Source organism: Streptomyces ferrugineus (genome assembly GCF_015160855.1).
Classification (GTDB): Bacteria; Actinomycetota; Actinomycetes; order Streptomycetales; family Streptomycetaceae; genus Streptomyces; species Streptomyces ferrugineus.
The window spans coordinates 7,143,007-7,156,044 of record NZ_CP063373.1 but is presented as its reverse complement, the minus strand read 5'-3'; the positions used below and the strand labels follow the sequence as shown (position 1 = coordinate 7,156,044).

The following is a 13,038-nucleotide window of genomic DNA, read 5'->3' as shown; positions in this document are numbered from 1 at the left end:
TGCCGCTTGAGGGGCGGGAGTTGAGTTCGAACAACACTACCCGTGCGGGTGGTTCCACGGAAAGTTCCCGCGCGGAGTGAGGAAATCGTGAAACGGCTGTAACCATAACGGGTGTCGCGCTCGCGGGTGATCTTACGGCACGACGAGTTACGGCCATATCTGAGGGTGCCTCAACCGGCGGCGGCCACCAGCCTGGTGATCCGGTCCGCGTCGCAGGTGCGCGGGCAGGTCGCGCAGGTGTCCTCGGGGCGCAGTGTGTAGAACATGCAGCAGCTCGCCCGGTCGCGGGTGGGCAGCGACTCGCCGTTCGGGCCGGTCAGCTCGCGGAAGGCGGCCGAGCCGACGTACGGCTTCGTCGCGCCCGGCAGCAGCAGCTCCAGCTCGCGCCGCGCCCGGTCCTGCTCGCCGTCGCCGAAGAGGTGGGCGACGTACCACAGCCCCTCGACGATCTCGTCGGTCGCCATGCCCCACAGTGCGCGGCCGCGTCGCCGCATGCGCGGGCCGAAGCCGGCCAGGACGGGTTCGAGGTGCTCGGCGACGGCCGCGCGCACCTCGGCGCGCAGAGCCTCCTCGTCGGGGGCGACCCTGGCGCCGGGCAGGATGGCGGCCGGGTCGTCGGGGAGGCAGGCGAAGGTGGTGGGGCGGGCCGCCAGGCGGCCCATCGGGAGTCCGGGGGCCGTGCGGTCGTAGGAGACATGCGTCACGGGGAAGCGCGGGACGCGGCGCAGCAGGAACCAGGGCACGGTGATCAGCAGACAGACGGGCCAGGCGTAGCGATGCAGTCCGAAGCCGGCGACGACATCGGGCCGGGCCGGCTGTCCGTAGTCGCGTCGTATCTGTGTGTCGTCCCAGGCCAGGAAGGCGTCGAGGGCGGTGGCGCCGTCCGCGAGGTCGGCCGCGGCGACCCAGCCCCCGTGCCGGGGCACCGGCCGACCGGCGGGCGGCTGGGTGATCTCGAGCCCCGGGAAGACCTCGGCGAGACGGGTGTAGGCGTCTGCGAGGGCCGAAGGGGGCACGGGCATGGGACCGCCGATCCGTGGAGGCTCTGAAGGTAAGCCTTACCTTACCCAAGATCGCCGCAGTTTGAACTGTCGCGTTCTGCGCCTAAGGTGCTTGACGGGTGAGTAACAACCCGCCGTAATGACCCCAAGTACTGACACGTCCCGAGGAGGACCCGTGAGGCAGGGCGCGCAGGGCTCCGCGGTGACGGGGAATCCGGAGGGCCGTACGGATGTGCCGCGGGTGCCGGTGCAGGGACGGGCCGCCGAGGTGCGGCAGGCCCAGGGTGACCCGGCGGTGTCGGCTCGTGGTGAGCACACGCACAGTGAGCCGCCGATGCCGCGGCCGCCTATGCCGCGCCCGCTGGTGCAGCGGGCCTCGGTGCGCGGGCAGATCCTGGACGCCCTGCGTACGGCGCTGGTCACCGGTGAGCTGACGCCCGGGGCGGTCTACTCGGCCCCCGCGCTCGGCGAGCGGTTCGGGGTCTCGGCGACGCCGGTGCGCGAGGCCATGCAGCAGCTCGCCCTGGAGGGCGCGGTCGAGGTCGTGCCCAATCGGGGGTTCCGGGTCGTCGAGCGCGGGGCCCGGGAGCTGGCGGAACTGGCCGAGGTGCGGGCGCTGATCGAGGTGCCGGTGATGCTGCGGCTCGCGCGCACGGTCGCCGCCGAACGGTGGGCGGAGCTGCGGCCGTTGGCGGAGGCGACGGTGCGAGCGGCGGCCACGGGCTGCCGGGCGACGTACGCGGAGTCGGACCGCACCTTCCATCGCGCGGTGCTGTCGCTCTGCGGCAACGAACAGCTCGTCCAGGTCGCCGACGACCTCCACCGGCGGGCCCAGTGGCCCCTGGTGAGGCCCCCGGGCCGGGGCAACGCCGACCTGATCGCGGACGCGACGGAGCACACCACCCTGCTGGACGCACTGATCGCCAGGGACCTGGACGTGGTGCGGTCACTGGCGGGAGAGCACTTCACCACCGCCCACTGAACACCGACCGACACCTTCCAGCCCGTCCGGTGCCCGAGGACGGACTCTCGCCACCCCGAGCCCTCACCCACCCGCTGGGCGCAACTTTTCAACGCCGGCCGGCATCCTCCGGCCCGCCCAGCGCCCGAGGACGGACTCTTTCCATCCGGCGCTACCCTTCAACGCCAGCCGGCGTCCTCCGGCCTGTCCGGTGCCCGAGGGCTGGCTCTCCCCATCCCGAGCCCCCACCCACCCGCTGGGCGCCACCTTTCAGCGCCGGTCGGCGCAATCCAGCCCGTCCGGCGTTTGAGGACAAGGCCCTTTAGGGGCCGGAGCGGGGTCTGGGGCGGCAGCCCCAGTGGGGTCGAAGGGGCGGAGCCCCTGGGGATGGGACGGGTAGGGGCGGCGGGGGCGAGGAAACGCCGTTCGTTACGCCGTCGCCGCCCCCGCGGCCGGGGGAATCGGGGCCAGCTGCCGCGAGAGCCAGGTCGGCACGCCGCCCAGGAGGCGGAACAGCCGGCGGGCCTCCTCACGCAGCCGGGACGCCTCCGGCTCGGCCTCCGCGTCGGCCAGGGACGCCAGGGCGGGGGCCGTGCCCACCAGATACCCCAGCTCCTCCCGGATCCGCAGCGACTCCGCGAAACCGTGCCGCGCCTCCGCCAACTCGCCGTCACGCAGGGCCAGTCCGGCCAGATGACGCCAGGTGAAGGAGAGCAGCAGCGGGTCGGCGTGGGCCGTGGCACCCGCGTGCGCGCGCCGGTATGCGGCGCGGGCGGCCTGCGGCGAGCGGGCCAGGTTCTCCGCCAGCAGACCCCGGCGGAAGTCCAGCAGCGCCCTGCCCACCGCCCCCGGAGGGATCAGCGCCGCCGCCCTGCCCAGCGCCGCCCGCGCCTCGTCCGCCCGGTCGCGCACTCCGTGCAGCGTCGCCGCGTACGCAAGTTGCCCGCGTTCACAAGCGGCCGCGCCCCGTTCGTCGTCACTGTGCGCGAGCGCTTCGGCCGTTCGGAGCGCGTCCTCGGCCTCCTGCCAGCCCTGCTCGGTGTAGAGGCAGCGCTCCACCAGCAGCGATGCCCGCTGCAGCGCGGCCGGCGCGGTCACCGGCTGGAGCAGGGCCGCCGCGTCCGCCCAGCAGGCGCGTGAGCGCAGCCGCCATACCGCGGTCTGGAGTGGATCGTCGCCAGCGGTCGTTCCGTTACCAGACATGGCGGTATGCGCCACCTTGCCCTCCCCGAGCACGCCATCGAGCTGTTGAGTGGTGGCGGCATCTCAGCACGAATCTCCGGGCCCGGCCAAGAGGGTGGGTGAAGGATTTCACAAAGTCGTGGGACAACGGCGGCACTTGGTGCCACTCCGTGCCGCCGTTCGCGAGGTCCCGCGTGAGGTCAACTCATCCGCAATGCCAAGAAGAAATCCAGCTTGTCCTCCAGGCGGGAGAGGTCCCGACTCGTCAACTGCTCGATCCTGCCCACGCGGTAGCGCAGTGTGTTGACGTGCAGGTGGAGACGGGTCGCACAGCGGGTCCAGGAGCCGTCGCAGTCCAGGAACGCCTCGAGGGTGGGGATCAGCTCGGCCCGGTGGCGGCGGTCGTAGTCGCGCAGCGGGTCGAGGAGGCGGGCCGTGAAGGCCCTGCGCACGTCGTCGGGGACGAACGGCAGCAGGAGCACATGGGAGGCCAGCTCCTGGTGGCCCGCCGCGCAGACCCGGCCCGGGCGCGCCGCCGCCACCCGGCGGGCGTGGCGGGCCTCCTCCAGGGCGCCGCGCAGGCCCTCCGCCGAGTGCACCGCCGCGCTGACACCGAGCGTGACCCGGCCGTCGCCGTCCAGGCCCGCGGCGAGCGGGTCGCGCACCGAGTCGAGGAGGGCGTCCGCGAGGATGCCGGCCTCCGAGCCGTCGTGCTCCGACGAGACCGCCGGGAGCGGCACCAGGGCGATCGCCTCGTCGCCCGTGTGGGCGACGGCGATGCGGTCGGACGGTTCGGGCCCCGTCGCCACCGGGTCCACCAGGATCTCCTCCAGGAGGGACTGCGCGATCGGACCCGCCTCGATGTCGCCGTCCTCCCACTCGACCCGCGCGACCACCACCTGCCAGTGCGGCGCCGCCCCGAGGCCGGGCAGCAGGACCGGTGCCGCGACCCGCAGGCGCGCGGCGATCTCCGCGGGCGCCGCGCCCGTCTGGACCAGCTCCAGGACCTCCTGGGCGAGGCGGCGGCGGACCGTGCGCGCCGCGTCCCGGCGGTCCCGTTCGACCGCGATGAGCTGGGTGACGCCCTGGAGGAGGTCGAGCCGCTCCTCGGGCCAGTCGCCCGCGTCCGCCTCCACGGCCAGCAGCCAGTCCGACAGCAGCGTCTCGCGCACATCCCGCGCGCCCTGCGGGGTGCGGCCGCTGCTGCGGATCGGGAAGAGGGAGTACGTGGTGGTGCCGAGGGTCGACCGGTGCGGGCCGCGGCGGCCGGTGCGGGTGGCCGCCAGATGCTCCGCCGCCAGCCTCGCGCACACCTCGACGGGCAGGGCCGGGCCCCCGACCTTGGAGCCCGCGATGAGCCGGCCCGTCGGCGACATCACCCACGCCCGCAGGTCCAGGTCCGAGCCGAGCAGATCCAGGACCACGTCCGGGCCGCCGCCCGCCGGGCCCGAGGTCATCATCCGGCGGTGCCGGTCGACGACGGCCGCGAGGTCCCCGGCGCGCTCGCCGCTCACCTGCCGAACGACATGCTCGGTGACCGTCGCGAACGCCACCGACTCGTGCACCGCGAACAGCGGCAGACGGTGCCGGGCGCAGGCCACCACCAGGTCGTCGGGGATGTCGCCCAGCTCGGCCTCACCGGCCGCGAGGGCCGCGACCCCGGCCTGTACGAGGATCCGCACGAAAGGGTCCGAGTCCGCGGCGTTCCGACGCCAGGCCAGCCCGGTGAGCACCAGCTCCCCGCCGGACAGATAGCGGCTGGGGTCCCGGAGGTCGGTGGTCATCACCCCGCGCACGGTGCGGTCCAGCTCGTCCTCGCCGCCGAGCAGCTTGAGGCCCAGCGCGTCCGTTTCCAGCAGTGCGCGCAGCCGCATTCTCGTCGCCGCCGTTCCTTGTCTCGAAATCTACGATGAATCCTGGGGGTCCGTGGGTGCGGCCCGATCGGCGGGCCCGATGAGCGGCGCCGGAGCGCGGTGCTCGTCGTCTTTCGGACGGTGTCCCAGGTCACAGGGCTGTGCCCGATGTTTCCGGAGAAAGACGTGGAGGTTACTGGTGACCTCCGTTCATACGAATCTACAAGATGACCTCCCTGGCCAGCCAACTCCTTCATGGTTTCCGTGACTGACCCCGGTGGAGCAGGGCGCTGTGTACTGACGTCAATGCGCGTTAACAGCACATGAACGAGCCGGGCCCGCCGCACCTGATCTGGCTCAAACCGTACGACCCACGAGACGAAGAAGAGAGCCGGTCATGGACTTCCTTCGCCCCGCCAGTTGGGAGGAGGCGCTCGCCGCGAAGGCCGAGCACCCCACCGCTGTGCCGATTGCGGGTGGCACCGATGTGATGGTCGAGATCAACTTCGACCACCGTCGGCCCGAGTACCTCCTCGACCTGAACCGCATCGGTGACCTCTACGAGTGGGAGGCCGGCGAGGAGAGCGTGCGGCTCGGGGCCTCCGTGCCGTACACCGAGATCATGGAGCACCTGCGCGCCGAGCTGCCGGGCCTGGCCCTCGCCTCGCACACGGTCGCCTCCCCGCAGATCCGCAACCGCGGCGGCGTCGGCGGCAACCTCGGCACCGCCTCCCCGGCCGGCGACGCCCACCCCGCCCTGCTGGCGGCAGGCGCCGAGGTCGAGGTCGAGTCGGTGCGCGGGTCCCGTCGTATTCCGATCGACGCGTTCTACACCGGCGTGAAGCGCAACGCGCTCGCCGCCGACGAGCTGATCCGGGCCGTGCACATCAAGAAGGCCGACGGACCGCAGCAGTACTCCAAGGTCGGCACCCGCAACGCCATGGTCATCGCGGTGTGCGCCTTCGGGCTCGCGCTGCACCCCGAGACGCGGACCGTCCGCACCGGCATCGGCTCGGCCGCCCCGACGCCGATCCGGGCCGAGGCTGCCGAGGAGTTCCTGAACGCGGCGCTCGAAGAGGGCGGCTTCTGGGACAACGGCAAGATCATCACCCCGTCGGTCGCCAAGCAGTTCGCCGAGCTGTGCTCGGGCGCCTGCAACCCGATCGACGACGTCCGGGGCACGGCGAGCTACCGCCGGCACGCGGTCGGCGTCATGGCCCGCCGCACGCTGACCTGGACCTGGGAGTCGTACCGCGGCGAGCGCCGCCTCACGGAGGGAGCCGCGTAATGCGCGTCAACTTCACTGTCAACGGACGTCCGCAGGAAGCCGACGACGTGTGGGAGGGCGAGAGCCTGCTGTACGTGCTGCGCGAGCGGCTCGGTCTGCCGGGGTCCAAGAACGCCTGTGAGCAGGGCGAGTGCGGGTCCTGCACGGTCCGGCTGGATGGTGTGCCGGTGTGTTCGTGCCTCGTCGCCGCCGGGCAGGTCGAGGGCCGTGAGGTCGTCACCGTCGAGGGCCTGGCCGACTTCGCCAAGCAGCGTGCCGAGGGCGGCGGTTGTGCCACCGGAGCCTGCGGCACCTCGCTGAACGACGCCCAGCAGTGGGCCGCCAAGGGCCAGGACTCCCAGACCGGTGAGGGCACCGAACTCTCCCCGATCCAGCAGGCGTTCATCGACGCCGGCGCGGTCCAGTGCGGGTTCTGCACCCCGGGTCTGCTGGTCGCCGCCGACGAGATGCTGGAGCGCAACCCGAACCCCACCGACGCGGACATCCGCGAGGCGCTCTCGGGCAACCTGTGCCGCTGCACCGGCTACGAGAAGATCATGGACGCGGTCCGCCTCGCGGCCGCCCGGCAGGGAGAGGCGGTCTGAGCAGCATGCCCACCAACGGCGCTCCCACCAAGATCACCCAGGGGTCCCAGACCAAGGGCGGCATCGGCGAGTCCACGCTCCGCCCGGACGGCACCCTCAAGGTCACCGGCGAGTTCGCGTACTCGTCCGACATGTGGCACGAGGACATGCTCTGGGGGCAGATCCTCCGATCCACCGTCGCACACGCCGAGATCGTGTCCATCGACACGAGCGAGGCGCTCGCCATGGCGGGCGTGTACGCCGTCATGACGTACGACGACCTGCCGACCGACGTGAAGAACTACGGCCTGGAGATCCAGGACACCCCCGTCCTGGCCAACGGCAGGGTCCGGCACCACGGTGAGCCGGTCGCCATCGTCGCCGCCGACCACCCGGAGACCGCCCGCCGCGCCGCCGCGAAGATCAAGGTCGACTACCGCGAACTGCCCGTCATCACCGACGAGGCCTCAGCGACCGCCCCCGACGCGATCCTCATCCACGAGAACCGCGACGACCACCACTCCGGCCACGTCCCGCACCCGAACATCGTGCACCGCCAGCCGATCTTCCGCGGCGACGCCGCCGAGGCGGCGAAGCGGGCCGACGTCATCGTCAAGGGCGAGTACACCTTCGGCATGCAGGACCAGGCCTTCCTCGGCCCGGAGTCCGGCCTCGCCGTGCCCGACGAGGACGGCGGTGTCCACCTCTACATCGCCACCCAGTGGCTGCACTCCGACCTGCGCCAGATCGCGCCCGTCCTCGGCCTGCCCGAGAGCAAGGTCCGCATGACGCTGTCCGGCGTCGGCGGCGCCTTCGGCGGCCGCGAGGACCTGTCGATGCAGATCCACGCCTGTCTGCTGGCGCTGCGCACGGGCAAGCCGGTCAAGATCGTCTACAACCGCTTCGAGTCCTTCTTCGGACACGTCCACCGCCACCCCGCCAAGCTGTACTACGAGCACGGGGCCACGCGCGACGGCAAGCTCACCCACGTCAAGTGCCGGATCGTGCTGGACGGCGGCGCGTACGCCTCCGCCTCCCCGGCCGTCGTCGGCAACGCCTCCTCGCTGTCGATCGGCCCGTACGTGGTCGACGACGTCGACATCGAGGCCATCGCCCTCTACACCAACAACCCGCCCTGCGGCGCCATGCGCGGCTTCGGCGCGGTCCAGGCGTGCTTCGCCTACGAGGCGCAGATGGACAAGGTGGCGAAGCAACTCGGCATGGACCCGGTGGAGTTCCGCCGGCGCAACGCCATGGAGCAGGGGACCATCATGCCGACCGGGCAGCCGGTCGACTCCCCGGCCCCGGTCGCCGAACTCCTGCGCCGCGTCAAGGCGATGCCGATGCCGCCGGAGCGCCAGTGGGAGTCCAGCGAGGGGTCGGACGTACGGCAGCTGCCGGGCGGTCTGTCCAACACCACGCACGGCGAGGGCGTCGTCCGCGGGGTCGGCTACGCGGTCGGCATCAAGAACGTCGGCTTCTCCGAGGGCTTCGACGACTACTCCACCGCCAAGGTGCGCATGGAGGTCATCGGCGGCGAGCCCGTCGCCACCGTGCACACGGCCATGGCGGAAGTCGGCCAGGGCGGAGTCACCGTCCACGCGCAGATCGCCCGCACCGAGCTGGGCGTCACCCAGGTGACCATCCACCCGGCGGACACCCAGGTCGGCAGCGCCGGCTCGACGTCCGCGTCGCGGCAGACGTACGTCACCGGCGGCGCCGTGAAGAACTCCTGCGAACTCGTCCGCGAGAAGGTCCTGGAGATCGGGCGCCGCAAGTTCGGCTCCTACCACCCGGCCTGGGCGACGGCGGAGCTGCTCCTTGAGGGCGGCAAGGTCGTCACCGACGGCGGCGAAGTGCTCGCCGACCTGGTCGACGTGCTCGAAGACGAGAGCGTCGAGGTCGAGGCCGAGTGGCGGCACCGTCCGACCGAGGCCTTCGACCTGCGCACCGGCCAGGGCTTCGGCCACGTCCAGTACTCCTTCGCCGCGCACCGCGCCGTCGTCGAGGTCGACACCGAGCTCGGCCTGGTCAAGGTCATCGAACTGGCCTGCGCCCAGGACGTCGGCAAGGCGCTCAACCCGCTGTCCGTCCTGGGCCAGATCCAGGGCGGCACCCTCCAGGGCATGGGCATCGCGGTGATGGAGGAGATCGTCGTCGACCCCAAGACCGCGAAGGTCAGGAACCCGTCCTTCACGGACTACCTGCTCCCGACCATCCTCGACACGCCGATCATCCCGGTCGACGTGCTCGAACTCGCCGACGACCACGCCCCGTACGGGCTGCGCGGCGTCGGCGAGGCCCCCACCCTGTCGTCGACCCCGGCCGTCCTCGCGGCGATCCGGAACGCGACCGGGCTGGAGCTCAACCGAACGCCGGTACGGCCCGAACACCTCACGGGCACGCAACCCTCCGGGGGTTGAACCGGTGAATTCTCCTGGGGGGACTTCGTCCCCCCAGGACCCCCCGATTGTTCGTCTCGGGCCGTCCCCCGGGTCGTGCACCTCCCCAAACCCCGTCGATCGCCGAAGGCAATCCGCGGGTGCCCCTATGAACCTTGGGAGTAGGCCCACATGACCCAGCAGTCAACGGAGCCCAGGACCACAGCCGAAGACGCGGGAGAAGGCACCCGCGTCCCGGCCGGCAGGTCCTGGCTCGACCGGTACTTTCACATATCCCACAGAGGATCCTCGGTCGCGCGCGAGGTGCGCGGCGGCGTCACCACCTTCATGGCGATGGCGTACATCCTCCTGCTCAACCCGCTGATCCTGTCCGGCAAGGACGCGGCGGGGGACACCCTCGCCCAGAAGGCCCTGATCACCGCGACCGCGTTCGCGGCGGCCCTCACCACGCTGTTGATGGGCTTCTTCGGCAAGGTGCCGCTCGCCCTCGCCGCCGGCCTCTCCGTCTCCGGCGTGCTCGCCTCACAGGTCGCCCCGCAGATGACCTGGCCGCAGGCCATGGGCATGTGTGTGATGTACGGCGTCGTCATCATGCTGCTGGTCGTCACCGGCCTGCGCGAGATGATCATGAACGCGATCCCGCTCGCGCTCAAGCACGCCATCACCATGGGCATCGGCCTGTTCGTCGCCCTGATCGGCTTCTTCAAGGCCGGCTTCGTGCACCAGGGCGAGGCCACCCCGGTCACCCTCGGCCCGGCCGGCGAACTGGCCGGCTGGCCGGTGCTGCTCTTCGCGGCCACCCTGCTCGCGATCTTCATGCTCCAGGCGCGCGGCATCCCCGGCGCGATCCTGATCGGCATCATCGGCGGCACCGTACTGGCCGTCGTCCTCAACGCCCTCGACGTCATCGACCCCAAGCAGTGGGCCAGCGGCGCTCCCGAACTGCACGGCAGCGCGGTGTCCATGCCCGACTTCTCGATCTTCGGCAATGTCGAGTTCGGCGGCTGGGGCGAGGTCGGCGCCATGACGGTCGGCATGATCGTGTTCACCCTGGTGCTCGCCGGGTTCTTCGACGCGATGGCGACGATCATCGGCGTCGGCACCGAGGCCAAGCTCGCCGACGACAAGGGCCGGATGCCGGGCCTGTCCAAGGCGCTGTTCATCGACGGCGCGGGCGGTGCGATCGGCGGTGTGTCCGGCGCGTCCGGCCAGACGGTGTTCGTCGAGTCGGCGACCGGCGTCGGCGAGGGTGCCCGCACGGGCCTGTCCTCGGTCGTCACCGGACTGTTCTTCGCGGCCTGCCTGTTCTTCACCCCGCTGACGGCGATCGTGCCGGGCGAGGTCGCGGCGGCGGCCCTGGTGGTGATCGGCGCCATGATGATGATGAACGCACGGCATGTGGACTGGGCCGACCGGGCCACCGCGATCCCGGTGTTCCTGACGGTCGTCATCATGCCGTTCACGTACTCGATCACGGCCGGTGTCGCGGCCGGCGTCATCTCGTACGTGGCCATCAAGATCGCTCAGGGCAAGGCGAGGGAGATCGGGGCATTCATGTGGGCCCTGACAGGCATCTTCCTGGTCTTCTTCGCCCTCAATCCCATTGAGAGCTGGATGGGCGTGCACTAGCCGGTGCGCCGGCGGGTGTGCACCGCCCTCCACACAACCGCTTTAAGGAGACCGACAGATGCTGGACATCGCCGAGGAGTTGCACCGGTGGGTCGAGCAGGGGCGTGACTTCGCCGTCGCCACCGTGGTGGCGGTCGGCGGCAGCGCACCCCGGCAGCCCGGTGCCGCGCTCGCGGTGGACGCCGACGGCACGGCGATCGGCTCGGTCTCCGGCGGCTGTGTGGAGGGCGCGGTGTACGAGCTGTGCCAACAGGCGCTGCAGGACGGCGAGACGGTTCTGGAGCGCTTCGGCTACAGCGACGAGGATGCCTTCGCGGTCGGTCTGACCTGCGGGGGCATCATCGACATCCTGGTCACGCCGGCACGTTCCACCGACCCGGCCCGCCGGGTGCTCGCGTCCGCGCTGCGGGCGGCCGCGGGTGGCGAGGCGGCGGCGGTGGCACGGATCGTGTCCGGGCCGGCGGAGCTGATGGGCCGTGCCCTTCTGGTCGGCCCGGACGGCTCGCACGAGGGCGGCTTCGGCGCCCACCCCGAGTTGGACCGCACGGTCGCGGCGGAGACGGCCGCGTTCCTGGACGCGGGCCGCACGGGCACCCTGGAGATCGGCGAACAGGGCTCGCGCTGCGGCGCCCCGCTCACGGTGCTGATCGAGTCCTCCGTACCGCCGCCCCGGATGATCGTCTTCGGCGCGATCGACTTCGCCTCGGCCCTGGTGCGGATCGGCAAGTTCCTGAACTACCACGTGACCGTGTGCGACGCGCGCCCCGTCTTCGCGACGAAGGCGCGCTTCCCCGAGGCCGACGAGATCGTCGTCGAGTGGCCCCACAAATACCTGGAGGCCACGGAGGTGGACGGCCGAACCGTCCTGTGCGTACTCACCCACGACGCCAAGTTCGACGTGCCCCTGCTGCAACGGGCGTTGCGCCTCCCGGTCGCCTACGTCGGCGCGATGGGGTCACGGCGGACGCATCTGGACCGCAACGAGCGGCTGCGCCAAGTCGGCGTCACCGAACTGGAGTTGGCGCGGCTGCACTCCCCGATCGGCCTGGACCTGGGCGCCCGTACGCCCGAGGAGACGGCCCTGTCGATCGGGTCGGAGATCGTCGCGGCCCGGCGTGGCGGCAGCGGCGCCTCACTGACCGGCGCGCACACACCGATCCATCACGACACGACGTCCACGTCGTCCCCGGCGGGACGGATCGGTTCGGTGGCCTAGCGAGACACCCGTCCCAGGTCCGCGGTGCCGGCTGATCGGGCCAGGTGAACGCGTAGGCCGGGTCACCGCCCCGGCTGATCGGGTCGGCCCGGTGCTCGACGTTGGACCAACGGGCGCCGCCGGCGTCGCGGGTGGCGTGGCGGGCGATGTCGGTGACGAGGGCGTGGGCGCAGTGGGGTGGGTCGGGTGGGTCGCCCTGCTCGGCGATCCGGTCGCAGGCCGGCGCGAGCACGTCGGCCGTGCCGCAGCGCTGGCCGTTGTTGTCCCAGAAGCCGGGGCGCAGCCGGTTCGGCACACCGGAGCGCGGGACGGAGTGCCGGCAGCGGTCGCCGAGGGCCGGCCGACCGAGCCCGCCGTCGTCCCCGGTGTCCCGGGCGCTGGCCGGCGACCACCGCAGTCCGTCCGCCGTCGGCGCCTCAACCTCGCCCGGCGTCACGCTCGTTGCCTCGGTCTTGGCCATGGCGCCCACTCTGGCACGGCCGCCACCGGGGCCTCACGGCCGTCTGAGCAACCGATTCACCGCCCGCCCGAACACCGCCCGAGCCGTCCGCTCCACCACCCCGTCGAACGCCCCCGGCACGAACCGCACCCGCAACTCCTCCCGCCACAGCACCCGTGCGCGCCCGCCCGGACCGGGCCGCACCTCGATCTCGGCCCAGCCCGTGATGACCCGGCCCCGCTTCTCCAGCCGGCACAGCCCCGGAGCGTCGTCGCCCGGCGGCCGCCACACCGTCACCTCCATCGGGTCGTCGAAGGAGAGGGGGCCGATGCCGGAACGGGCGACGAAGCGGGTGCCTTCGTGGGTCGGCCCGGGGGTGGTCACGCGGACGCGGGTCAGCGGGGCGACGTCGGCATGGCGGGACCACTCCGTCAGGCGGCGCCACGCCTCGGGGAGGGGGAGCGGGACCGTGCGCTGAAGGAGGAAGTTCGCCACGGAGGTGAT

At 72.0% G+C, this 13,038-nt stretch carries 10 protein-coding genes; 6 read left to right on the top strand and 4 right to left on the bottom strand.

Going from position 1 to position 13,038, the window contains the following annotated elements:
• Nucleotides 1-170: 170 nt before the first annotated feature.
• The gene (locus IM697_RS32065) at nt 171-1,022 is read right to left on the bottom strand and encodes a (2Fe-2S)-binding protein (protein WP_194039578.1); all 852 of its coding nucleotides are present in this window, start codon (nt 1,020-1,022) and stop codon (nt 171-173) included.
• Between the two features lie 154 nt (nt 1,023-1,176).
• Here IM697_RS32065 and IM697_RS32060 point away from each other — a divergent pair, with 154 nt between their 5' ends.
• Entirely contained in the window at nt 1,177-1,983 is an 807-nt protein-coding gene (locus tag IM697_RS32060) for a GntR family transcriptional regulator (RefSeq protein WP_228044262.1), read from the top strand.
• 408 nt (nt 1,984-2,391) lie between these two features.
• Here IM697_RS32060 and IM697_RS32055 read toward each other — a convergent pair whose 3' ends face one another.
• Nucleotides 2,392-3,180 (bottom strand): hypothetical protein, encoded by a 789-nt coding sequence (locus IM697_RS32055; protein ID WP_194039576.1) that lies wholly within the window; start codon nt 3,178-3,180, stop codon nt 2,392-2,394.
• A gap of 164 nt (nt 3,181-3,344) precedes the next feature.
• Nucleotides 3,345-5,018, bottom strand: coding sequence for a PucR family transcriptional regulator (locus IM697_RS32050; RefSeq protein WP_194039575.1), 1,674 nt, complete (start codon nt 5,016-5,018; stop codon nt 3,345-3,347).
• A gap of 376 nt (nt 5,019-5,394) precedes the next feature.
• Between IM697_RS32050 and IM697_RS32045 the strand changes: the two genes are divergently transcribed.
• The 5 genes from IM697_RS32045 (at nt 5,395) to IM697_RS32025 (ending at nt 12,095) form a co-directional block, all read left to right on the top strand.
• A complete protein-coding gene (locus IM697_RS32045) occupies nt 5,395-6,285 on the top strand; it encodes an FAD binding domain-containing protein (protein WP_194039574.1) in 891 nt (296 codons plus the stop codon).
• The gene (locus IM697_RS32040; protein WP_194039573.1) at nt 6,285-6,869 is read left to right on the top strand and encodes a (2Fe-2S)-binding protein; all 585 of its coding nucleotides are present in this window, start codon (nt 6,285-6,287) and stop codon (nt 6,867-6,869) included. Before IM697_RS32045 ends, IM697_RS32040 begins: the two co-directional genes overlap by 1 nt.
• 5 nt (nt 6,870-6,874) lie before the next feature.
• The gene (locus tag IM697_RS32035; protein ID WP_194039572.1) at nt 6,875-9,271 is read left to right on the top strand and encodes a xanthine dehydrogenase family protein molybdopterin-binding subunit; all 2,397 of its coding nucleotides are present in this window, start codon (nt 6,875-6,877) and stop codon (nt 9,269-9,271) included.
• A 150-nt stretch (nt 9,272-9,421) separates the two neighbouring features.
• On the top strand, nt 9,422-10,879 hold the full coding sequence (locus tag IM697_RS32030; RefSeq protein ID WP_194039571.1) for an NCS2 family permease: 1,458 nt from the start codon (nt 9,422-9,424) through the stop codon (nt 10,877-10,879).
• Between the two features lie 58 nt (nt 10,880-10,937).
• Nucleotides 10,938-12,095, top strand: coding sequence for an XdhC family protein (locus IM697_RS32025; RefSeq protein WP_194039570.1), 1,158 nt, complete (start codon nt 10,938-10,940; stop codon nt 12,093-12,095).
• Between the two features lie 493 nt (nt 12,096-12,588).
• Here IM697_RS32025 and IM697_RS32020 read toward each other — a convergent pair whose 3' ends face one another.
• Nucleotides 12,589-13,029 carry an SRPBCC family protein gene (locus tag IM697_RS32020; RefSeq protein WP_194039569.1) on the bottom strand — a complete coding sequence of 147 codons (441 nt, stop codon included), beginning with the start codon at nt 13,027-13,029 and terminating at the stop codon, nt 12,589-12,591.
• Between the last annotated feature and the right edge of the window lie 9 nt (nt 13,030-13,038).